We start from the raw sequence: 22,861 nt of genomic DNA, 5'->3' as shown, positions 1-22,861 counted from the left end.
TGGTCAGGGAAAGTCTTATGATACACCCGTTAGGGCTTCGACAGTAATGAGGACAAGATGAGCGACAAGCCGGAAGAACGCCTGATCTGGATCGACCTGGAAATGACCGGCCTGGAGCCGGAAACGGACAGGATCATCGAGATCGCCACCATAGTCACCGACAAGGATCTCAATATCATTGCCGAAGGGCCGGTGCTGGCGGTACATCAGAGCGACGAGGCCCTGGCCGCCATGGACGACTGGTGCACCAGCACCCACACCGCCTCTGGCCTGGTGGACAGGGTCAAGGCCAGCCCCTACGGCGACCGGGATGCGGAGCTGGCCACCATCGCCTTCCTCAGGGAGCTGGTGCCGGCCGGGGTTTCGCCCATGTGCGGCAATTCCATCGGCCAGGACAGGCGCTTTCTGGTCAAGTACATGCCGGAGCTGGCGGAGTACTTCCACTACCGCAACCTGGATGTGAGTACCCTCAAGGAACTGGCCAGACGCTGGGCCCCACAGGTGCTGGCCGGGGTACAGAAGAAGGGCACCCACCTGGCCCTGGACGATATCCGCGAGTCCATCGAGGAGCTGCGCCATTACCGCGAGCATTTTCTGAAGCTGCCCGAGGCCTGACGCAGGCGCTGCGCCGCCGTTATTGCCCCACGGGTATTTACTGTGACTGCCGTCTGCCTAATTTATCGGCAAACGCATCTGAGGGGTGTTGCACGGGGCCGATATTTATGTACAATGCGCTCCGCTGTCGGGCGATAGCCCCTCAGGCGACCAAGCGGGAATAGCTCAGCAGGAAGGCGGCACAACCACCCGGGTTGAGCGGGCCAGGCCCAACAAGCGAGGTCGCTACGCGAAAAATTGAATGCGGGAATAGCTCAGTCGGAAGGCGGCAGCACAACCAAGCAGGTTGAGCATGCATGGCCAAGTAAGCGGAGTCATTACGCGAAAAGTTGAATGCGGGAATAGCTCAGTTGGTAGAGCACAACCTTGCCAAGGTTGGGGTCGCGAGTTCGAGTCTCGTTTCCCGCTCCAAAATTGAAAAGACTGGCCGCAAGGCGGGTCCAAACAAAAATCTAATGCGGGAATAACTCAGCCGGAGGGCGGCAGCACAACCAAGCGGGTTGAGCATGCTTAGCCAGGTAAGCAGAGTCATTACGCGAAAAGTTGAATGCGGGAATAGCTCAGTTGGTAGAGCACAACCTTGCCAAGGTTGGGGTCGCGAGTTCGAGTCTCGTTTCCCGCTCCAAAATTGAAAAGACTGGCCGTAAGGCGGGTCGACAATGCGGGAATAGCTCAGCCGGAGGGCGGCAGCACAACCAAGCGGGTTGAGCATGCATGGCCAAGTAAGCGGAGTCATTACGCGAAAAGTTGAATGCGGGAATAGCTCAGTCGGAAGGCGGCAGCACAACCAAGCAGGTTGAGCATGCATGGCCAAGTAAGCGGAGTCATTACGCGAAAAGTTGAATGCGGGAATAGCTCAGTTGGTAGAGCACAACCTTGCCAAGGTTGGGGTCGCGAGTTCGAGTCTCGTTTCCCGCTCCAAATCAGAAAAAACCACCCTATGGGTGGTTTTTTCGTTTCCGGGCATAGACACCCCCATTGCCGCAGCGCGCCAAGGTCGCGTGCCGGCGCCTTATTTCCTTTTCCCGTGAACGACTTGGCTGCCATGGCCGGCCTTGACTTGGGTCAAGCCGGGGCCAATCCTCTGGTGGTACCTCTAAGGCAACAAGGAACGGAGAGAGGCAGCCATGCGCTTCAAGCAAGTTCGCGATCTCATTGACTTCACCCTCGAGGCCCACGAGGCCCTGGCCAAGCTCTATGACCGCCTGTCCAATCAGGTGGACGCCGAACGCAGCCGCATGATGCTGCACTACCTGAGTGAGCATGAAAGAAAGGTGGTCGGGGAGCTCCAGAATTACCTGGACGACGCCCCGGATCGGCTGCTGGACACCTGGTTCGACAACGCCAGCGACAGCGAGCTGCTCAGGAAGATCAGCCTGACCCAGCTGCCGGCCACCGCCGACCAGCAGCAGATCCTCAGCCTGGCCCTGGATCTGGACAACCGCATCATCGACTCCATTGCCGCCCTGGTGGACAACTGCCCCTGCAGCGATTCCCGGACGCTGCTCAGCAACCTGGTGGAGGTATCCAGGGACCGCCAGCACCGTTTTGTGCACCAGACGTTGCGAATGACCGACATTTGACGCCAGATATGGTACAACCTTGCTGGTTTGACCAGTAAAGGAAGCACCATGTCTCCCATCAATCGCCTCGGCCGCCTGGTGGCCTGGATAGATCGCATGCCCGCCGCCTGGCGGCCCTGGCTGTTGTCCCGGCTCTTCGGCGGCGCCGTCAAGTTTGCCGGCACCGCCAAGGTGCGGGTGGACAGCCTGGCCTTTGGCCGGGCCGAACTCAGCATCCGTAACCGCGGCCGGGTGCAGAACCACATCAAGGGCGTCCACGCCGCCGCCATGGCGCTGTTGGGCGAGTCCGCCACCGGCTTCCTCACCGGCCTGCACGTGCCGGACGACAGGGTGCCGCTGCTCAAATCCATGCACGTCGACTACCTGAGCCGGGCCAAGGGGGATCTCAAGGCCGTGGCCAGCCTCAGTCAGGAGCAGATCGCGCTGATCCGCGATACCGACAAGGGCGAGCTGGTGGTGCCTGTGGTGATCACCGACGAGGAGGGCAAGGAACCCATCCGCTGCGAATACGTCTGGGCCTGGGTGCCCAAGAGGCGCCGTTAATTCAGATTGGGTTAAACTGGGCCGGTCTAAGCTGAATCAAAGACTTGTGGAGAACAAGATGCGCCATCTCATCCTAGCCTCGGCCCTGGTGCTGTCCGGCTGTGCCGGCATGTCGTCGGTGTCGATGCCCGAGCTGCCCGGCCTCGGCCAGCCCAGCCCCTTCGTCGACAGCGTCAAGGCCCTGGCCGGCACCCTGCCCGACGGCGAAATAGCCGTGGTGCGGATCGCCAACGACAGCATCCGTCGCCTGGACACCCAGGCCCTGACCGACAGCCTGATCGACGAACTGCGCAACGAGGGCAGGGAGGTGGTGGATCTGTCATCACGCCTGGACGCCAGCGATCTGCTCAAGGCCCGCGAGGCCGGCCGCGCCGCCGGCAACCCCTTCCTGCTCTACGGCAAGATCCGCGAAGGTGCCGGCTCCATGCGCCTGCGGGTGATGGCGCTGCGCGACGGCACCATCCTCTGGAGCCGCAACCTGCCCCTGGACGCCGAACGCTGGCAGAAATGATCTCAGGCGTGGTCCGGCAGGCCTTTCTGCACCGCCCGGACCAGCCGCCGGACCTGTTGGCCGCCTTCTGCTGATTTACCCTGGTCGCGCTGGCGGGCCAGGGCCCAGTCGATATGCTCCTGCACCAGGGGGGAGGCGGCCTCTCGGGCGGCCTCCAGGGCCTGGATGATGGCCGGATCCTGGGGGGCATTGCCCAGCCCCACCGCCAGGTTGCGGCGCCAGCGCTCGAAACCGATGCGGCGGATCGGTGAACCCTCGGTGGCCTTGAGGAACTCGGTTTCCGTCCACTGCCACAGCGCCAGCAGTTCGGGGCCGTGCAGCTGGCTGCGGGGGGCAAAGTCCGGTTCGGCACTGAGGTGGGCGAAGCGGTTCCAGGGGCAGATCAGCTGGCAGTCGTCACAGCCGTAGATACGGTTGCCGATCAGCGGCCGCAGCTGTTCCGGAATGGCCCCTTGGAGTTCGATGGTCAGGTAGGAGATGCAGCGCCTGGCGTCCACCACATAGGGCTCCACTATGGCCTGGGTGGGGCAGATGGTCAGGCAGGCCACGCATTTGCCGCACTTGTCCTGGTCGGCGGGCACGTCCACCGGCAGCGGCAGATCCACCAGCAGCTCCCCCAGGAAGAAGAAGGAGCCGCCCTTGGGATTGATCAGCAGGCTGTGCTTGCCGGTCCAGCCCAGGCCGGCCTTGGCGGCCAGGGGTCTTTCCAGCACTGGGGCCGAATCCACGAAGGGGCGGAAGCCGTAATCGCCGACAGCAGCCTGGATCTTCTCGCCCAGCTTCTTGAGGCGGCTGCGCAGTACCTTGTGGTAGTCCCGGCCCAGGGCGTAGCGGGACACATAGGCCTTGTTGCCGTCGCCGAGGATCTCGCCGAAGCGGGCCTTGGGGGGCAGGTAGTCCATGCGGGCCGAGATCACCCTCAGGGTGCCGGGCAGCAGTTCCTGTGGGCGGGCCCGCAGCATGCCGTAACGGGCCATGTAGTCCATCTCGCCATGGTGGCCGGCGGCCAGCCAGGCACGCAGGGCGTCCTCGTGGGCGCTGAGGTCGGTATCCGTGATGCCCACCTGCTGGAAACCCAGTTCCTCGCCCCACCTCTTGATATCTGCCGCCAACTGGCGATAGTCAATATCAGACAACGACAACACCCTACTGCCATGAAAAGCCTGCTGCACAGCTTACCACAGCCCCTGCTCGACACCGCCCGGCTCAAGACATTGGAGCCGGTGCTGGCCCGGCGCGCCGGCATCAGCCTGTTCGAACTCATGTCCCGGGCCGGCCACTGCGCCTACGAGGTGCTGCTGCACCACTGGCCGGATGCCAGGCGGCTGATGATCCTGGCCGGGCAGGGCAACAATGGTGGCGATGCCTATGTGCTGGCCTCCCTGGCCCTGCACGACGGCCTGGAAGTGAGCCTGTACCGGCCCGGCCCCCCCAAGACCGAGGATGCCAAACGCGCCGAGGAGGGCTACCTGGCCCTTGGCGGGCACTGCATCGAGGAACTGCCGACCTGCTGGCAGGCCGATCTGGTGGTGGACGGCCTGCTGGGCACCGGCCTGGCCAGTCCGTTGCGTGAACCCCTGGCCACCTGGCAGGCGGCCCTGGCCCGTTGCCCGCTGCCGGTGCTGGCCCTGGACCTTCCCTCCGGCCTGGACGCGGACAGCGGCGCCTGGCAGGGGCAGCCCTGGCAGGCCGAACAGCTGGTGACCTTCATCCTGCCCAAGGTCGGGCTGCTCACCGGCCAGGGGCGGGCCAGCTGGCGCCAGGCGTCGCTGGCCTCCCTGGGCATGAAGCTGGCCGCCGACGAATGGCCGGCCCTGGAGGCGCACCGGCTGGCCTCGCTGCAGGGCTGGCTGCGGCCGCCACTGGCCTCGGCCCACAAGGGCCACAACGGCCTGGCGCTGCTGGTGGGGGGCAACCTGGGCATGAGCGGCGCCATCCGCCTGGCCGGGGAGGCCGCCCTGCGCAGCGGTGCCGGTATGGTGCGGGTGTTGACTCATCCCGGCTCGGTGGCGGCGGTCAGTGCTGGCCGCCCCGAGCTGATGGTGCTGGGGCTGGCCGATCCCCTGGGGGTCGCCCTGCCCAAGGCCAGGGTACTGGTGCTGGGCCCTGGGCTTGGCCAGGACGACTGGGCCCAGGCCTTCTTTTCCTGGGGGCTGTCCCAGGACGGCCCCAAGGTGCTCGACGCCGATGCCCTCAACCTGCTGGCCAGGTCCCCCGGTCCCCTGCCCGGCGCCGTGCTCACCCCCCATCCCGGCGAGGCGGCCCGGCTGCTGGGGATCAGCACCGCCGAGGTGGAGGCGGACCGGCTGGCGGCGGTGGCAGAGCTGGCCAGGACCTACCAGGCGGTGGTGGTGCTCAAGGGCGCCGGCACCCTGGTCAGCGACGGCCAGCAGAGCCGGTTGCTGGCGGTGGGCGGCCCGGCCATGGCCAGTGGCGGCATGGGCGACCTGCTCTCTGGTATAATCGGCGCCCTTCTGGCCCAGGGCCTGCCCCAATGGGAGGCGGCCTGCCTGGGGGTGGCCCTGCATGGCGAGGCCGGCGAGCTGGCCGGCGAGGGCCGGCCCAGGGGCACCCTGGCCTCGGATTTACTGCCCTTTATCAGACGATTGGTGAACAATGCAGAGCTTGAGCCTTGAGCTGGCAACGGAACAACAGACCCTGGAACTGGCCGGCAAACTGGCCCGCCACCTGGAAGGCGGCCTGGTCATCTACCTGGTGGGAGAGCTGGGGGCCGGCAAGACCACCTTCAGCCGCGGCCTGATCCAGGCCCTGGGCCATTCAGGCAAGGTCAAGAGTCCGACCTATACCCTGGTCGAACCCTATGAACTGGGCCCCTGGCGGCTGTTCCACTTCGATCTCTATCGCCTGGCCGACCCCGAAGAGCTTGAATTCATGGGCATCCGTGATTATTTTGCAGACGACTGTATCTGTTTGGTGGAATGGCCACAAAAGGGTGAAGGCCTGCTGCCGGGGCCGGATCTGACCCTGCGGCTGAGCTACCTGGACGATGGCCGTCAACTGCATATCGAGGCCGCCAGCCACAGGGGCCAACGGATCCTGGAAGAACTGAAGGCATCATGATGAGAAGCGTGTTAGCGGTACTGGTTTTGCTGGTGACCCTGCCCTGTTGGGCCGCCAACGAGGTGGCCGGGGTGCGGGTATGGCCCTCCGATGCCAGCACCAGGGTGGTGTTCGACATGGACGAGGCCCCCGAGTACAGCTTCTTCACGCTGAAGAAACCCGACCGCCTGGTCATCGATTTCAAGGACACCGCCAGGGCCGATGAGCTGCCCCTGGTGGTGGAGAATTCCCCCCTGGTCACCAGGATCCGCACCTCCAACGCGCCCAAGGCCGGCGCCACCCGGGTGGTGGTGGAGCTCAAGGCCGCCATCAAGCCGGTGCTGTTCCCCCTGGGCCCCTCGGATCCCTATGGCCACCGCCTGGTGGTGGATATCAAGCCGGCGGCAGAGCAGGCCGAACAGGTCACCAAGACGGTCCAGGCCAGCAACAGGGACATCGTCATCGCCGTGGATGCCGGCCACGGCGGCAAGGATCCGGGCTCCATCGGCCCCAAGGGCACCCAGGAGCGCCACGTGACCCTGGCCATTGCCAAGCGCCTGGCCAACCGCATCAACCAGGTCGAGGGCATGAAGGCGGTGTTGATCCGCAGTGATGACCGCTTCCTGGAAGTGGAAGATCGTGCCAACCTGGCCCGCAAGCACCAGGCCGACATGCTGGTGTCCATCCATGCCGACTCCGTGGCCTCGCCCAAGCCCAGGGGCGCCTCGGTGTGGGTGCTCAACAACAGCCGGGCCCGCCGCGAGATCGGCAAGTGGATACGCAAGAAGGAAAAGCACTCCGAACTGCTGGGCGGTGCCGCCGAGGTCATCGAAGACACCAAGCAGGAGCAGTACCTGGCTCAGGCACTGTTGGACATGTCCATGGACCACAGCCGCTCGGTGGGCCAGGACATCGGCTCCCAGGTGCTGCGGGAGCTGAGCAAGGTCACCAAGCTGCACAAGAACAGGCCCCAGCCCAACAGCCTGGGGGTGCTGACGGCGCCGGACATTCCCTCCCTGCTGGTGGAAACCGGTTTCATCTCCAACCCCAGCGAGGAAAAACTGCTGGCCAGCAGCCGCCACCAGCAGCGCCTGGCCGACGCCATGTACAAGGCCATCCACGACCACTTCCGGGCCTGGCCGCCCCAGGGCACCCTGTTTGCCGCCACCGGCAACCGCATCCATGTGGTGCGCTCCGGGGAATCCCTGTCGCTGCTGGCGTCCCGCTACGGCACCACTGTCACGGCCATCAAGCGCGCCAACAACCTCAGCGGCAGCGTGGTGCGCATCGGCCAGAAGCTCACCATCCCGCAGTCCTGATCCCATGCCGATTCAAATCTTACCCCCCCGGCTGGCCAACCAGATCGCCGCCGGGGAGGTGGTCGAAAGACCGGCCTCCGTCGTCAAGGAACTGGTGGAAAACAGCCTCGACGCCGGCGCCCGCCGCATCGAGATCGATATCGAGAAGGGCGGCCACCGGCTGATCCGCATTCGCGACGACGGCAGCGGCATCCCCAGGGGCGAGCTGACCCTGGCCCTGTCGCGGCACGCCACCTCCAAGATCGCCGAACTGGACGACCTGGAGCACATCGTCTCCCTGGGCTTTCGCGGCGAGGCCCTGGCCTCCATCTCCTCGGTGTCCAGGCTGACCCTGACCTCCAGGACCGCCGACCAGGACGAGGCCTGGCAGGCCCAGGCCGAAGGCCGGGACATGGCGGTGACGGTCAAGCCCGCCGCCCACCCCAAGGGCACCACCCTGGAGGTCCATGATCTCTTCTTCAACACCCCGGCGCGGCGCAAGTTCCTGCGTGCCGAGAAGACCGAGTTCGCCCATATCGACGAGGTGGTGCGCCGCATTGCCCTGAGCCGCTTCGACGTCACCCTGCTGCTCAGGCACAACGGCAAGACGGTGCGCAGCTACCGGGCGGCCCGTCACCAGGACCAGGAAAGCCAGCGGGTGGCGGCGGTGTGCGGCCAGGCCTTCATCAAGGAGGCGGTGCGCATTGACTGCCAGCACCACGACCTGCAGCTGACCGGCTGGCTGGGCGGGCCGGGCGCCCAGCGCAACCACCCGGACCTGCAGTACTGCTACGTGAACGGCCGCATGATGAAGGACAAGCTGATCCAGCATGCGGTCAAGGAGGCCTTCGGGCCCTGGCTGGCGCCGGGCCAGTTCCCGGCCTATGTGCTGTTCCTGAGCCTGGATCCGGCCAAGGTGGACGTGAATGTGCACCCGGCCAAGCACGAGGTGCGTTTCCACGAGGCCAGGCTGGTCCACGATTTTCTGCTGCAGGCCCTGAAGGATGGCCTGGAGCCCGGGCAGCTGGCGGCCATGCCGGGCCGTCCCGCCGAAGCCAGGGTCAGCGCCGGCATCCCCGCCCATCCCGGCCAGGATGCACGGCTGCAACCGGCGGCGCCGGCCCGGGATGGCGGCGCCGGTTACGCCAGTCGTTCCCAGGGCGCGGCCCATGGCGGCCCCAGCCAGAGCCAGGTGCGGGAGCAGCTTGGCGCCCTGGCCCAGTGGGTCCCCAAGGTGGCGGAGCCGACCCGGCCCGAACCTGGGCTGCCGGCCAGCCCGCTGTTCCGTATCGAGGGGGGGCGTTTCCTGCTGACGCTGTGGCAGCAGCAACTCAGGCTGTTCTCCCTGCCGAAACTGCTGGCGCTGGCGTTGGGGAATGCGGCCGAAGGCGGGGAATTGTCTCCCCAGCCGCTGCTGCTGCCGGTTTCCGTGCCCCTGTCGTCTCAGCAGCTGGCACTGCTGGACAGCCACCGTGCCTGGCTGGCGCGCCTGGGGCTGGAGCTGGCACCGGCCGGCAAGGACAGGCTGCTGGTGCGTGGCCTGCCGGGGCCGCTGCGCGAGTGGGATGCCAGCACCCTGGTGCCGGCCCTGCTGGAGATGCTGGCCGGGCTGGCGCCCGAGCCGGAGCCGGCCGCCTGGCCGGTATTCCACGACAGCCTGGCCAGGGCGCTGCTATCCTTGCAGCCGGAGTTCCGGCTGGCCGAGGCCAGCCGCCTTTGGCAGTCCCTGCAGGACAACGAGGCGGGCCTGGCCAAGTGCAGCATGAAAGTGGATTTGAACGACAGCATGAAACAATTGGAGCGCCAGTGAAGCCGGGCTTTGTGATCTTCCTGATGGGGCCGACCGCGTCCGGCAAGACCGCCCTGGCCACGGCCCTGTACCAGCACCTGGAGGCTGACCTTATCAGCGTCGATTCGGCGCTCGTCTACAAGGGCATGGACATAGGTACCGCCAAGCCAACCGCCGAAGAGCAGGCCCTGGCGCCGCACCAGCTCATCGACATCCTCGAGCCCACCGAGAGCTACAGCGCCGCCGATTTTCGGGACGACGCCCTGGGCGCCATCGAAGCCAGCCTGGCCAGGGGCCGGGTGCCGGTGCTGGTGGGCGGCACCATGCTCTACTACAAGGCGCTGCTGGAGGGCCTGTCGCCCCTGCCCAGGGCCGATGAGGCGGTGCGGGTCGAGATCGAGGCCCAGGCCGCCGAGCATGGCTGGACCTGGCTCCATGACCGGCTGCGGGAAGTGGACCCGGTGTCTGCCGAGCGTATCCACGTCAACGATCCCCAGCGGCTGTCCCGGGCCCTGGAGGTGTACCGGATCAGCGGCAGGTCCCTGACCGAGCTGACCGCCGAGCAGGGCCAGGCCTTCCCCTACCAGGCGGTACAGTTCGCCATAGCGCCGCCGAGCCGGGAGGAGCTTCGTTCACGTATTCGTCAGCGCTTTGAAATCATGATGAACGATGGCTTTCTGGAGGAGGTCCGTGCCCTCCACCAAAAGGGTGATTTGCACTCTGGCCTGCCGTCGGTACGATGTGTAGGCTATCGACAGCTGTGGGACCATCTGGATGGAAACCTGTCCCTGGAAGAAGCGGTCGAAAAAGCCATCATTGCCACCTGTCAGCTGGCCAAGCGCCAGATGACCTGGCTGAGGGGCTGGAAATGGCCTCTGACTTGGTTGGACAGCAACGCCCCTGACAACTTGCAGCGGGTGTTGTCCGAACTAGATTCGCGGTCACTGATGTATAATACTAAAGCGTCAGAGATCGTAAAAAATTGATATAACTAGCAATCACAACAAGGAATCTCATATGGCTAAGGGGCAATCTTTGCAGGATCCTTTCCTGAACGCTCTGCGTAAAGAGCGCATTCCCGTTTCCATTTACCTGGTCAACGGCATCAAACTGCAGGGTCAGGTTGAGTCTTTCGATCAGTTCGTCGTGCTGCTCAAGAACACCGTTAGCCAAATGGTCTACAAGCACGCCATTTCCACCGTTGTTCCTTCCCGCCCGGTGAATCTGCACCCGGCCGGTGGCCAAGGCAATGGCCACGGCGAAGGTAATAACGCCTAACATACTTTTTGAGGTAAACAACGCTTGTTTGACCGTTATGAAGCAGGCGAACAGGCTCTCTTAGTCCATGTGGATTTTGCTGCCGAGTCCGACCGGGAAGATCTCGATGAGTTGATCATGCTGGTCGATTCGGCAGCCGTCTCCACCCTGGCCACCATCACGGCCAGCCGCAATGCCCCCCATCCCAAGTACTACATAGGAAGTGGTAAGGCCGAGGAGGTCGCACAGCAGGTGCAGGCCCTTGGCGCCGATGTGGTGATTTTCAATCATGCATTGAGTCCTTCCCAGGAGCGAAACCTGGAGAAGCTGTTCCAATGCCGGGTGCTGGACAGGACGGGCCTGATCCTGGATATCTTTGCCCAAAGGGCACGAACCCACGAAGGTAAGCTGCAGGTGGAGCTGGCCCAGCTCAAGCACCTGTCCACGCGCCTGGTGCGGGGCTGGACCCACCTGGAGCGCCAGAAGGGTGGTATCGGCCTGCGCGGCCCGGGTGAAACCCAGTTGGAAACCGACCGTCGACTGCTGCGCGACAGGATCAACCACATCCTGCGCCGCCTGGAAAAGGTGGAGAAGCAGCGCGATCAGGGCCGTCGCTCCCGGCGCAAGGCGGAGATCCCCACCCTGTCCCTGGTGGGTTATACCAACGCCGGCAAGTCGACCCTGTTCAACCGCCTCACCGAGGCCGACGTCTATGCCGCCGACCAGCTGTTCGCCACCCTGGATCCGACCTTGCGCAAGGTCACCCTGGACGACGTGGGCCCGGTGATCCTGGCCGATACGGTGGGCTTTATCCGCCACCTGCCCCATGATCTGGTGGCGGCCTTCAAGGCCACCCTCACCGAGACCCGGGAGGCGGAGCTGCTGCTGCACGTGGTGGACGCCAGTGATGAGCGCAGCGCCGACAACGTCGAGCAGGTGCAGGCGGTACTGGACGAGATCGACGCCAACGAGGTGCCGGTGCTGATGGTCTACAACAAGCTCGACAACCTGGAGGACGTGGCGCCCCGTATCGACCGGGACGGCGACGGCCTGCCCAGGGCGGTGTGGATCTCGGCCCGGGAAGGCCAGGGCATAGAGCTGCTGCTGCAGGCCCTGTCCGAGCGCCTGGCGGTGTCCATGTTCAACCAGCGGCTGTGCCTGCCCCCCTCGGAGGGCAAGCTGCGGGCGGAGCTGTACCGGATGGACGCCATCGAGGGCGAACAGATCACCGACCAGGGCGGCTGGGAGCTGGCCATACGCCTGCCCCTGGCCCAGTGGCAACGCCTCAACAAACAGTGGCAGGGCCTGCCGGAGCGCTTTATCGTGCCTGGCGGTGCTGATACAGTTACCCATTGATGCAAAAAGCATACGGAGACTAGCTATGGCTTGGAACGAGCCGGGCAATAAGGACAAAGACCCCTGGGGTAACAACCGCAGGGACGAGCAGGGACCGCCGGATTTTGATGAACTGATGCGCAAGCTGGGCTCGCGCATGGGCGGCTCCTTTGGCGGCAAGGGCGGAAACTTCTCCTCCCTGGGCCTGGCACTGGTGCTGGCCCTGGCGGCCCTGGTGTGGGCCATCTCCGGCGTCTACACCATCAAGGAAGCCGAACAGGGCGTGGTGCTGCGCTTCGGCAAGTACCAGGACACCGTCGGCCCCGGCCTGCACTGGAAGGCCACCTTCATCGAGAAGGTCTACCCGGTGGACGTCAACTCGGTCCGCTCCCTGCCGGCTTCGGGCTTCATGCTCACCAAGGATGAAAACGTGGTGCAGGTGAAGATGGACGTGCAGTACCGGATCCTCGATCCCCGTGCCTACCTGTTCAATGTCACCAATGCCGACGACTCCCTGAGCCAGGCCACGGATGCGGCCCTGCGCTACGTGGTGGGCCATACCCCCATGGACGATGTGCTCACCAGCGGCCGTGAGCAGGTTCGCCGCGACACCTGGGACATGATCGAAAAGACCATAGAGCCCTATGGCCTCGGCATCGCCATCGAAGACGTCAACTTCCAGGATGCCCGCCCACCGGAGCAGGTGAAGAACGCCTTTGACGACGCCATCGCCGCCAAGGAAGACGAGCAGCGCTTCATCCGTGAAGCCGAAGCCTATGCCAGCGAGATCGAGCCCATCGCCCGCGGTAAGGTGCAGCGTATGGTCCAGGAGGCCCAGGCCTACAAGGCGCGGGTGGTCCTGGAGGCCCAGGGTGAGGTGGTGCGCTTCAACAAGCTGCTGCCGGAATTCCTGGCCGCGCCCCAGGTCACCCGTGAACGCCTCTACCTGGAAACCATGGAATCCGTGCTCGGCAACAGCTCCAAGGTGCTGGTGGACAGCGATGCCGGCAACATGATGTACCTGCCCCTCGACAAGATCCTGGAACAGCAGAAGGGCCAGCGTCCCGAGAGCGAGGACGCCCTGCAGCGTATCCAGAGCAAGGGCCGGGAAGTGCAGCTGCAGAACAGCGGCACAGGTACCAGCTACGACAGCGGCCGTGACGCCGGCCGCAGCAGCGACCGTTACGGCTCAGGGAGAAACTGATCATGAAGAAGAATTTTGTCGTCATTCTCCTGGCGTTGGTGGCCTTTGCGGCCCTGTCTTCGGTGTTCGTGGTTCACGAAGGCCAGCGCGGCATAGTGCTGCGCTTCAACAAGGCCGAGCGTTCGCCTGAAACCGGTGAGCCGGTGATCTACGAACCGGGCCTGCACTTCAAGGTGCCGCTGATCGAGAAGGTCAAGCGCCTGGACGCCCGTATCCAGAGCCTGGAAGGGGAGCAGGACCGCTTCGTCACCTCGGAGAAGAAGGATCTGATCGTCGATTCCTATGTGAAATGGCGCATCAAGGACTTCGGCAACTTCTACCTCAAGACCAACCAGGGCAACACCCAGGTGGCGGAGAACCTGCTCAAGCGCAAGATCAACAACGGCCTGCGCAGCGAGTTCGGTACCCGCACCATCACCGACATCGTCTCCGGCGAGCGGGACGAGGTGATGAAGGAAGCCCTGGAGCAGGTCGCCGAGAGCGCCCTGGATCTGGGTATCGAGGTGGTGGACGTGCGGGTCAAGCAGATCAACCTGCCCACCGAGGTGTCCAACTCCATCTACGACCGCATGCGCGCCGAGCGCCAGGCGGTGGCCAAGAAGCACCGCTCCGAGGGTAAGGAGAAGGCGGAAATCATCCGTGCCGACGTGGACGCCAGGGTCACTGTGATGCTGGCCGACGCCGAGCGCAAGGCCAGGACCCTGCGTGGTGAGGGCGATGCCGAGGCGGCCGCCATCTATGCCAACTCCTTCAGCGCCAATCCGGACTTCTACGGCTTCCTGCGCAGCCTGGACGCCTACCGCAACAGCTTCACCAACAAGAACGATGTGCTGGTGCTGAAGCCGGACAGCGACTTCTTCCGCTACATGAAGTCGTCGGAAAAACAGTGATGAAAGGGCCCGGTTTACCGGGCCCTTTGCTATTGGGGGAAAGATGTATAAGCAGCACTACCGGCACTTCCTGGCCGCCAACGCCGGCAGGCAGCACTATGCCTGCCACAGCCACCATTACTGGCCGGACGTGACCCGCCAGGCCCAGCTGGACTACTGGGATGACACCGCCAGGTACGTGGACGAGAAATGGAGCCATTTCTTTGCCGAGAAGGTGCCCAGGGTCCAGCGGCGCATCGCCGACATATTGCGGCTGCCAGAGCCGGCCCAGATAGCCTTTGCCCCCAATACCCACGAGTTCGTGCTCAGGCTGCTGTCCTGCCTGCCGGTGGACAGGGTGCCGCGCATCCTCAGCAGCGACGGCGAGTTCCACTCCTTCCATCGCCAGCTGCAGCGCCTGGAGGAAGAGGGCCTGGTACGGATCACCAGGGTGCCCTGCGAACCTTTCGCCGACTTCGACGACCGCTTTGCCGCCGAGGCGGCCAGGGGCGGTTGGGATCTGGTGTTCATCAGCCAGGTGTTCTTCAATTCCGGGGTGCCGGTGCAGGATCTCGAGCGCCTGGTCGGCGCCGTGCCGGATGACCAGGCCCTGATCTGCATCGACGGCTACCACGGCTTCGGCGCCGTGCCGACGGATCTCAGCCGCATCGCCCACAGGGCCTTCTACCTGGCCGGTTCCTACAAGTACGCCCAGGGCGGCGAGGGCTGCTGCTTCCTGGCGGTACCGCCGGGCTGTGAGCTCAGGCCGCGCAATACCGGCTGGTACGCCGAGTTCGGCGCCCTGCACCAGGCCAGGAGCCAGCAGGTGCCCTACGCGCCTGACGGCATGCGCTTCGCCGGCGCTACCTTCGACATGAGCGCCCTGTACCGGCTGCTGGCGGTGCTGGACTGGTGGCAGCGGGATGGCATCACGGTCGAGGCCATCCACCGGCATGTGCAGCAGCTGCAGCAGGCTTTTCTGGCCCAGCTTGATGACATTGGCAGTGCCCACCTGCACCGGGACCTGCTGCTGAGCCGGGATCTGGGCCATCACGGCCACTTCCTGACCTTCCGCCTGGAAAGCCCGGAGGCAACGGCAGCACTGGCCGCCTTCCTGGCCGGGCACGGCATCCAGACCGACTTCCGCGGCGACAGGCTGCGCTTCGGCTTTGCCCTCTATCACGAGCCGGCCGACATCGACCTGGGCTGCCTGAAGGGCTACCGTGGATAGCCTGTGGTGGAAGGTACTGGCGTTGTGGCTGGTCCTGGAGGGGCTGGGGCCGGCCCTTTTCCCCGGCCAGTGGCGGCGTTTCCTGTTCGAGCTCAGCCAGCAAAAAACCAGCACGCTCAGGCAAATAGGCGTCGTTTTGGTATTGCTGGGCGGGGCCATTGTCGTTATGGTGAAAAATTAGGCCTTAAGTCCCGCCATCCTTTTCTGATAGAATTCCTTTTTAAGCAGCGTTCCGTCAAAAGAAAATGGGAAAGAATGTCGTTGTGCTAGGCACCCAATGGGGTGACGAGGGTAAAGGTAAAGTTGTCGATCTCCTCACCGACAAAGCCTCTTATGTAGTCCGTTACCAAGGCGGTCACAACGCCGGTCACACTCTGGTGATCGACGGCGAAAAGACCGTACTGCACCTGATCCCTTCCGGTATCCTGCGTGACAATGTCACCTGCTTCATCGGCAATGGCGTGGTCCTGGCCCCGGATGCCCTGATGAGGGAAATCCGCATGCTGGAAGAGCGCAACGTGCCCGTCAAGGAGCGCCTGCGCATCTCCGAGGCCTGCCCGCTGATCCTCAAGTACCATGTGGCCGTCGACCAGGCCCGTGAAAAGGCCCGTGGCGACAAGGCTATCGGCACCACCGGCCGTGGCATAGGTCCGGCCTACGAGGACAAGGTAGCCCGCCGCGGCCTGCGCGTCGGCGACCTGTTCCAGCCCGAGCGCTTCGCCGAGAAGCTCAAGGAAGTCCTGGATCACCACAACTTCATGCTCACCGAGTACTACAAGGTCGAGCCCGTCTCCTACGACGAGGTGCTGAAGGAAGCCATGGAAGTGGCCGAATACCTGAAGGACATGGTGGTGGACGTGACCGACGTGCTCGACAAGGCCCGCAAGGCCGGCGAAGCCATCATGTTCGAAGGGGCCCAGGGCACCCTGCTGGACATCGATCACGGTACCTACCCCTATGTGACCTCCTCCAACACCACCGCCGGTGGTGTGGCCACCGGCTCCGGTTTCGGCCCCCGTTACCTGGACTACGTACTGGGTATCATCAAGGCCTACACCACCCGCGTCGGCGGCGGTCCCTTCCCGACCGAGCTGGACGACGCCGTGGGCGAGCACCTGGGTGTCAAGGGCCACGAGTTCGGTGCCACCACCGGCCGTAAGCGCCGCACCGGCTGGCTGGACGCCGTGGCCATGCGCCGCGCCGTGCAGATCAACGCCATCTCCGGCTTCTGCCTGACCAAGCTGGACGTGCTGGATGGCCTGGAGACCATCAAGATCTGCGTCGGCTACAAGATGCCCGACGGCCGCGTCCTGGACGTGCCGCCCATGGCCGCCGAAGACTACGATCTGGTCGAGCCCATCTACGAAGAGATGCCGGGCTGGAGCGACAACACCTTCGGCGCCACCAGCGTCGAGCAGCTGCCCCAGGCCGCCCGCGACTACATTAAGCGCATCGAAGAGCTGCTGGATGTACCGGTCGACATCATCTCCACCGGTCCGGACCGCAACGAGACCATGATCCTGCGCCACCCCTTCGCCTAAGAAGGTCCGCGCAACGATAAGAAAAGCCGCTCCATGAGCGGCTTTTTTGTGCCTGGACGACAGACCGCAAGGTGAAAGGCGGCATAAAAAAAGGCCACCGGTCCGGTGGCCTTTTGCATTGACGGTTGTTCCTTAGAACTTAAGGCTAGCGTTCAGGAACACTTCACGACCCACGGCGTTGTATTGGCCGCGGTAGAAGTAGGGCCAGGAAGGCCAGGTTGCATCCTGAGGCGGGCGCTCATTGGTAATGTTGTTGACATTCAAGCCAATCGCGAAGCTCTCGTTGACGATCATGCTGGCGGTCAGGTTGGCAGTAGTCCAGGAACCAATGCGGCCATCCTCATCGTAATTGAGGATAGAGCCTTGACGCTTAACAAACAGCGTCACAGCGTAGTCATCCTTGTTCCAGCCAATGGAGCCGTTCACGTTTGAACGTGGGCTGTAGCTGTGAGAGCGGATGGACTCGACCGGATCCTCTGGGAAGATACGCTCTTCGTAGTCCAGGATGTGGGTGTAGCCGAGCTTAAACTCAAAGTCGCCGTAGTTGGACTCAAAGATGTATCGAGCACTGGCGTCCAGACCTGCCTGCATGAACTCAGATTGGTTGATGGGACCCAGGTGGATTTCTTCCAGCTCGCCATCGTCTCCCAAGCCGCCACTGCTGCGGATAACCCGTGAGATCACGTTCTGGCAGAAGTCTGAGTTGATATCCTGGCCATTACGGCTCAGTCGGCAGTCCGCTTCATCGTTCATGATGGTCTGGGCACTTTCGTCGTTGACCACGTCTTCCAGTTCGATGCGGTAGTAGTCGACGGTGAAGCTCAGGTTGTCGATGGGCTCGTAGACGAAACCGACGTTGTAGGTGTCACCGGTTTCTTCCTTGAGGTTGATATTTCCAGCACGTTGACCGAAGAAGCTTTCGCCGGCGTCGCAATCGAAGTCCGGATCCGTATCACAGCGGTAGGTGTCTTCTACGGAGCTGTAGAAGCCGGAAGGCTTGGCAAAGAGGTAGTGCATGTCCGGGGCGCGGAAGGTCTGGGACCAGCCACCTCGAATCAGCAGGTTGTCCATCGGCCTGTATTCCAACTTCAGCTGGCTGGTGCTGCGGCCGCCGACACTGGAATCGTCGTCGTACTCGTCGTAACGAATAGCCGGAATCAGGGACAGGGTTTCGGTTACAGGAACCAGGAATTCCACGCCGACGGCGTAACGCTTACGGTCACCGCCACCCTCGGTGCCGGTCAGCCCCCACCAGCCATTACCATCCTGATTGAGGGTGCGCTCGTCCAGGTTGATGTCATAACCCTGCTTGGAGTATTCGGCAACGGCGGCGAAGCCGACGGGGCCTGCGGGAAGCTCAAAAATATCACCGGAGATGCTGGCTGACAGGGAGCGGACGTAGGAGTCAGCCTTGTTGAGTTGCTGCCCGGTGATGGCAGCAGCCTCTTCCGGTGACAGGAATTCGTAGATACTCTTGGTGCCACCTCCCCGGATACCGTTGGACTCGAAGAAAGGACCATCGGTGCCCAGGTAGAGCTCGTTAATGGCCTCTTCCTTGAAGCGTGTCTCTACACTCTTGGTATCGTATGTACTGTCGGTGTAGGCTACTTCCCAGTCGAAATCACCGACAATACCCTTCAAACCGATAGTGATATTCAAGGTGTCTTCGTCGGTGATGCTGCTTTGATTACCTGTCTCTGAGGGAGCGAAGATACGCTGGATGTACTCATAGTGGAGGTTGTCATCGGCGTCAAAATAGGCGATGTCATCACCGAACCAGAGGCGAAAACCTGTGTGTTCCACCTTGGAATCCCAGTACAGGATATCGGTGAAGGCTGTCAGGTTGTCACTGATGTCCCAGTTGCCATGCACGTAGAGAGACTTGTTTTCACGGTAGCTGCGCAGGCTCTCGTCACCGTCGCCATCATGGCCGCAGTAAAAGCCGCGGTTAGGGCGGAAGGCAAACTCGTAGCCGGTATTGGAATCAAAACAGGCTTCGTCCGTGGGCGGTGCGACATATTCACCGGTAAAGTTATCCAGCACCAGAATGGCGCGATCGGGGTATCGGGCTTCCGGGTCCGGGCGGTCCTTGTAGGAATCCAACCAAGAACGGTCTTTACCAAACAGCGGCTCTTTTTCATGCCACTCGGCGGCGACAACCCAGTTTGTTGCTCCCGCTTCAAAGCCGGTTGTCAACTGCAACTTGCGAGAGTGGCCACCACCTTCGGTGGTGAAACCGTAAGTGCCGGTCAGGGTGGTGTCCTCAACGTCTCCCTTGGTGATGACGTTTACGACACCGGCTATGGCGTCGGAGCCATAAACGGCAGAACCACCGTCGGTCAGCACTTCAATACGTTTGACCGCGGCCAGTGGAATGGTGGACCAGTTAAAGAAGTTGCTCTCTGAGTTGAAAGGTTGGGGGTAGTCGGCAACACGGCGACCGTTGAGCAGGACGAGGGTTCGACCCGGGCCAATGCCACGAAGGTTGATGTCCTGAGCGGCCGGTGTGAAGGAGTTGGTGTACTGCTCACCCTGTTGGGCACCAGTAGCTTGAGTCAGCGACTCAAGCACGTCGAAGGTGGAGGTGAAACCACGCTCGGCTATTTCAGCGGCATCGATGACAACGATGGGCGAGGCACCTTCCATATCGGTTCGCTTGATGCGTGAACCTGTTACTTCGATACGCTCGACCTTTTCGTCTTCGGCGTTGGCCTCATCGGCAGCAAACACGGGCTGGCTGACCGCCGCGCCCATGCCAAAGGCAAGAGCAATGCTCATCGCCTTGGCGATTCTTGTTTTAACCATTTTTGTTATTCCTTGCACTATTCCCTGAAAAAACCAGCAAAGCTGGCAGGCGGCAATGTAACACGAAGCAACAAAAAAGAAACACTTGTAACGAGTTGTATCGTTAAAGACGAGAGGTGAACGGCCGATAAGGAGTCACCAGGAGGTTCAGATGTCTTCACTACGCATCCTTTTCGTTGTCGTGCTGCTTGCCGGGATGAGCCGTCCGCTGCTGGCGCAGCCCCAGGCCATTCAAATTTATCGCCAGGACGAGCTGCTGGAGCTGATCAAAATCAACAAGCACCTGAGAAGGGTGCTGGACGACGATTGCCAGCTGGTGCAGGACATCGAGGCCAGGGCCGAGAAGATGAAGGTACCGGCCTACGAATTCCTGTGGGGCGACATGCTGGCCCATGGCATCTGCGTGGAGGAGGACATTCCCCAGGGACTGGTCTACATCGAGCGGGCCGCCGACCAGGGCCTGCCGGAGGCCCTGGAGCAGCTGGGGCGTTACTACGCCACCGGCAAGTGGGTCCAGGCCAACCTGACCAAGGCCATGAAGCTGCTGAGGCCCGCCGCCGAAGCCGGCAACCTCAAGGCGCTGCTGCGCTTCGGGGATTTGGTGCTGGCCGGGCACGGCATGGCCATGGACAGGGAAGACGCCTATCGCTGGCTGAAATCCGCCGTTATCCCCCACAAGCCGAGCTGGCGAAGGGCCGACGACCTGGCGAAAAAACTGGCCAAAGGGCTGCCGCCGTCCGTGGTCAGCCGCATCGATAGTGAACTGTAATACAGTTTTCCATCGAAACTGAGGCCCTGGGCTGCGTATAATAAAGGCAAATTCGCCACCAACAGGCACCATGGCCAAAGCTATCAAGGATCCTTTCGCCGAGCGCGAAGCCGAGCGTTACGACAACCCCATCCCTTCCCGTGAAGCCATCATGGCAGAGCTGAAGCGGCTCGGGAAACCCCAGTCCCTCCAGGCAATGATCAAGCACCTCAAGCTGGATGACGAAGATCGCCAGGAGGGGCTGCGCCGCCGCCTGCGTGCCATGGAGCGCGATGGCCAGCTGGTCTTTACCCGCCAGAAGGCCTATGCCCTTTGCGACCAGATCAACCTGATCCGTGGCACCGTCATCGGCCACAGGGACGGCTTCGGCTTCGTCAAGGTCGCCGCCGGCGACGACATCTTCCTGGGCAACAAGGAGATGCATAAGGTCCTGCACGGCGACGTGGTGCTGGTTCAGCCCACCGGCACCGACAGGCGCGGTCGCACCGAAGGCAGGGTGGTGCGGGTACTGGAGCCACGCTCGCCCGAGCTGGTGGGCCGCTACTACCGGGACGGCGCCGTCGGCTATGTGGTGCCGGACGAAAGCCGCATCGCCCAGGACATAGTGGTGCCGGAAGAGGACAGGGGCGGTGCCCGTCATGGCCAGGTGGTGGTGCTGGAAATCACCCAAAGACCCACGGCCCGCTTCAATGCGGTCGGCCGCATCAAGGAAGTGCTCGGTGAACACATGGATCCGGGCATGGAGATCGAAATCGCCCTGCGCAGCCACGACCTGCCCCATGTCTGGCCGGACAAGGTGCTGCAGCAGATCAAGGGCATGTCCGAAGAGGTTTCCGAAGCCGACAAGCAGGGCCGGGTGGATCTGCGCCATCTGCCCCTGGTGACCATAGACGGCGAAGACGCCCGTGACTTCGACGACGCCGTCTATGCCGAGGCCAAAGCGTCCGGGGGCTGGCGGCTGTGGGTGGCCATTGCCGACGTATCCCACTATGTGCGCACCGGCACTCCCCTGGACAGGGAGGCCTATAACAGGGGCAACTCCGTCTATTTCCCGTCCCAGGTCATCCCCATGCTGCCGGAGATCCTCTCCAACGGCCTGTGCTCCCTGAATCCCAAGGTGGATCGCCTGTGCATGGTCTGCGAGATGACGGTTTCGGAAAGCGGCAAGCTGTCCGGCTACCAGTTCTACCCGGCGGTGATGCACTCCAAGGCACGCCTGACCTACAACAAGGTGTTTGCCATCCTCCAGGGCGACAAGGCCCTGCGCGAGGAATACGCCCCCCTGGTCGGCCACCTGGAGGACCTGTACGGCCTCTACCAGGCCCTCAAGAAGAACCGCCGGGTGCGTGGCGCCATCGAGTTCGAGACCGAAGAGACCCAGTTCATCTTCAATGAGCAGCGCAAGATCGAGAAGATAGTGCCCCTGGTGCGCAACGAAGCCCATATGCTCATCGAGGAGTGCATGATCCTCGCCAACGTGGCGGCGGCCCGTTTCGTCAGCAAGCACAAGGCCCCCAACCTGTACCGGGTCCACGACAGGCCGGGCGAAGAGAAGATCACCCAGTTCCACCAGTTCCTGGGCGAGCTTGGCCTGCAACTGAGCGGTGGTCTGGAGCCCTCGCCCAAGGACTTCAGCAACCTGTTGTCCCACATCGGCGAACGCCCCGATGCCGGCCTCATTTCCACCATGCTGCTGCGCACCATGCGCCAGGCGGTGTACGAGCCGGACTGCAGCGGCCACTTCGGCCTGGCCCTGAAGGCCTATGCCCACTTCACCTCGCCCATCCGTCGTTATCCGGACCTGATCCTGCACCGGGCCATCAAGGCGGTACTGCTCAAGCAGCAGGGTGTTGAAGATCCCGCGACCCTGCAGGGCGGGGGAGGCTACCTCTACGACGCCGAGCGCATGAACTTCATGGGCGAGCAGTGCTCCATGACCGAGCGCCGGGCCGACGAGGCCACCCGTGACGTGGCGGACTGGCTCAAGTGCGAGTACATGCGCGACCATGTCGGGGACACCCTCACCGGGGTCATCTCCAGCGTCACCAATTTCGGCATGTTCGTGCGCCTCAACGATCTCAATATCGAAGGCCTGGTCCACATTTCCAGCCTGGAAAACGACTACTACCAGTTCGATCCCATCCACCAGGCGCTCATCGGTGAACGCAGCGGCCGTCGTTACCACCTGGGTGACGAGGTGGCCGTGCAGGTGGCCTCTGTGAAGCTGGAGTCACGGCAGATCGAGCTGCTGCTGGCCGGCGCCAAGGAAGACAGGCGCCGCGGCAAGGGCAAAACGGTGCGTGACAAGCTCAAGCAGGGTAAGGGAAAATCCGCCCCCGCCAAGGGCCACAAGAAAGGCGATGCCGAGAGTGCCGTCGCCGATGTGCTGGCCGGCCGCAAGGGCAAGAAGAAAAAGTCCCGCAGCGGCAAAGATCGCAACAAGAGGTAACA

20 protein-coding genes and 3 tRNA genes are annotated in these 22,861 nt (G+C 63.1%); 21 read left to right on the top strand and 2 right to left on the bottom strand.

Annotated elements, in window-relative coordinates:
- The first annotated feature begins 57 nt into the window (after positions 1-57).
- From orn to WDB71_RS13410, 7 genes are all read left to right on the top strand, one after another.
- Complete coding sequence (gene orn, locus WDB71_RS13440; RefSeq protein WP_341502101.1) at positions 58-615, top strand: oligoribonuclease; 558 nt, start codon at positions 58-60, stop codon at positions 613-615.
- Between the two features lie 335 nt (positions 616-950).
- Positions 951-1,026 (top strand) — tRNA-Gly (locus WDB71_RS13435).
- A gap of 138 nt (positions 1,027-1,164) precedes the next feature.
- Positions 1,165-1,240, top strand: a tRNA-Gly gene (locus tag WDB71_RS13430).
- A 220-nt stretch (positions 1,241-1,460) separates the two neighbouring features.
- Positions 1,461-1,536, top strand: a tRNA-Gly gene (locus WDB71_RS13425).
- Positions 1,537-1,742: 206 nt separating this feature from the next.
- Complete coding sequence (locus WDB71_RS13420; protein WP_341502100.1) at positions 1,743-2,198, top strand: hypothetical protein; 456 nt, start codon at positions 1,743-1,745, stop codon at positions 2,196-2,198.
- Positions 2,199-2,246: 48 nt separating this feature from the next.
- Positions 2,247-2,741, top strand: coding sequence for a DUF4442 domain-containing protein (locus WDB71_RS13415; RefSeq protein ID WP_341502099.1), 495 nt, complete (start codon positions 2,247-2,249; stop codon positions 2,739-2,741).
- Positions 2,742-2,799: 58 nt separating this feature from the next.
- Complete coding sequence (locus WDB71_RS13410) at positions 2,800-3,252, top strand: hypothetical protein (RefSeq protein ID WP_341502098.1); 453 nt, start codon at positions 2,800-2,802, stop codon at positions 3,250-3,252.
- A 2-nt stretch (positions 3,253-3,254) separates the two neighbouring features.
- On the opposite strand, the gene queG is transcribed toward WDB71_RS13410, so the two are convergent.
- A complete protein-coding gene (queG, locus tag WDB71_RS13405; RefSeq protein WP_341502097.1) occupies positions 3,255-4,388 on the bottom strand; it encodes a tRNA epoxyqueuosine(34) reductase QueG in 1,134 nt (377 codons plus the stop codon).
- Between the two features lie 18 nt (positions 4,389-4,406).
- On the opposite strand from queG, the gene WDB71_RS13400 reads away from it, so the two are divergent.
- The 12 genes from WDB71_RS13400 to WDB71_RS13345 all read left to right on the top strand — a co-directional run bounded on the left by WDB71_RS13400 (position 4,407) and on the right by WDB71_RS13345 (position 16,836).
- Positions 4,407-5,888, top strand: coding sequence for an NAD(P)H-hydrate dehydratase (locus tag WDB71_RS13400; protein WP_341502096.1), 1,482 nt, complete (start codon positions 4,407-4,409; stop codon positions 5,886-5,888).
- Positions 5,869-6,333, top strand: a complete 465-nt coding sequence (tsaE, locus tag WDB71_RS13395; protein ID WP_341502095.1) for a tRNA (adenosine(37)-N6)-threonylcarbamoyltransferase complex ATPase subunit type 1 TsaE — start codon at positions 5,869-5,871, stop codon at positions 6,331-6,333. Before WDB71_RS13400 ends, tsaE begins: the two co-directional genes overlap by 20 nt.
- Positions 6,333-7,631, top strand: a complete 1,299-nt coding sequence (locus tag WDB71_RS13390) for an N-acetylmuramoyl-L-alanine amidase (protein ID WP_341502094.1) — start codon at positions 6,333-6,335, stop codon at positions 7,629-7,631. Before tsaE ends, WDB71_RS13390 begins: the two co-directional genes overlap by 1 nt.
- A 4-nt stretch (positions 7,632-7,635) precedes the next feature.
- Complete coding sequence (gene mutL / locus WDB71_RS13385; protein ID WP_341502093.1) at positions 7,636-9,420, top strand: DNA mismatch repair endonuclease MutL; 1,785 nt, start codon at positions 7,636-7,638, stop codon at positions 9,418-9,420.
- A 23-nt stretch (positions 9,421-9,443) separates the two neighbouring features.
- On the top strand, positions 9,444-10,385 hold the full coding sequence (gene miaA, locus WDB71_RS13380; protein ID WP_341504219.1) for a tRNA (adenosine(37)-N6)-dimethylallyltransferase MiaA: 942 nt from the start codon (positions 9,444-9,446) through the stop codon (positions 10,383-10,385).
- A 31-nt stretch (positions 10,386-10,416) separates the two neighbouring features.
- The gene (gene hfq / locus WDB71_RS13375) at positions 10,417-10,677 is read left to right on the top strand and encodes an RNA chaperone Hfq (protein WP_341502092.1); all 261 of its coding nucleotides are present in this window, start codon (positions 10,417-10,419) and stop codon (positions 10,675-10,677) included.
- 24 nt (positions 10,678-10,701) lie between these two features.
- Positions 10,702-12,012 (top strand): ribosome rescue GTPase HflX, encoded by a 1,311-nt coding sequence (hflX, locus tag WDB71_RS13370; RefSeq protein ID WP_341502091.1) that lies wholly within the window; start codon positions 10,702-10,704, stop codon positions 12,010-12,012.
- 25 nt (positions 12,013-12,037) lie between these two features.
- A complete protein-coding gene (gene hflK, locus WDB71_RS13365) occupies positions 12,038-13,195 on the top strand; it encodes an FtsH protease activity modulator HflK (RefSeq protein WP_341502090.1) in 1,158 nt (385 codons plus the stop codon).
- Positions 13,196-13,197: 2 nt separating this feature from the next.
- On the top strand, positions 13,198-14,085 hold the full coding sequence (gene hflC / locus WDB71_RS13360) for a protease modulator HflC (protein WP_341502089.1): 888 nt from the start codon (positions 13,198-13,200) through the stop codon (positions 14,083-14,085).
- A 43-nt stretch (positions 14,086-14,128) separates the two neighbouring features.
- A complete protein-coding gene (locus tag WDB71_RS13355) occupies positions 14,129-15,295 on the top strand; it encodes an aminotransferase class V-fold PLP-dependent enzyme (protein WP_341502088.1) in 1,167 nt (388 codons plus the stop codon).
- The gene (locus WDB71_RS13350) at positions 15,288-15,476 is read left to right on the top strand and encodes a DUF2065 domain-containing protein (RefSeq protein ID WP_341502087.1); all 189 of its coding nucleotides are present in this window, start codon (positions 15,288-15,290) and stop codon (positions 15,474-15,476) included. Before WDB71_RS13355 ends, WDB71_RS13350 begins: the two co-directional genes overlap by 8 nt.
- Before the next feature lie 64 nt (positions 15,477-15,540).
- Positions 15,541-16,836, top strand: a complete 1,296-nt coding sequence (locus WDB71_RS13345; protein WP_341502086.1) for an adenylosuccinate synthase — start codon at positions 15,541-15,543, stop codon at positions 16,834-16,836.
- Between the two features lie 132 nt (positions 16,837-16,968).
- Here WDB71_RS13345 and WDB71_RS13340 read toward each other — a convergent pair whose 3' ends face one another.
- Positions 16,969-19,641, bottom strand: coding sequence for a TonB-dependent receptor (locus WDB71_RS13340; protein WP_341502085.1), 2,673 nt, complete (start codon positions 19,639-19,641; stop codon positions 16,969-16,971).
- Between the two features lie 151 nt (positions 19,642-19,792).
- Between WDB71_RS13340 and WDB71_RS13335 the strand changes: the two genes are divergently transcribed.
- Together WDB71_RS13335 and rnr are read left to right on the top strand one after the other, a co-directional pair.
- Entirely contained in the window at positions 19,793-20,410 is a 618-nt protein-coding gene (locus WDB71_RS13335) for a tetratricopeptide repeat protein (RefSeq protein ID WP_341502084.1), read from the top strand.
- 70 nt (positions 20,411-20,480) lie between these two features.
- On the top strand, positions 20,481-22,859 hold the full coding sequence (gene rnr, locus WDB71_RS13330) for a ribonuclease R (protein WP_341502083.1): 2,379 nt from the start codon (positions 20,481-20,483) through the stop codon (positions 22,857-22,859).
- Positions 22,860-22,861 lie beyond the last annotated feature (2 nt).

The sequence above is a fragment of the Gallaecimonas sp. GXIMD4217 genome (assembly GCF_038087665.1).
Taxonomy (GTDB): domain Bacteria; phylum Pseudomonadota; class Gammaproteobacteria; order Enterobacterales; family Gallaecimonadaceae; genus Gallaecimonas.
Note: the sequence above shows the minus strand (reverse complement) of the source record. Positions and strands in the feature narration are given on the sequence as shown.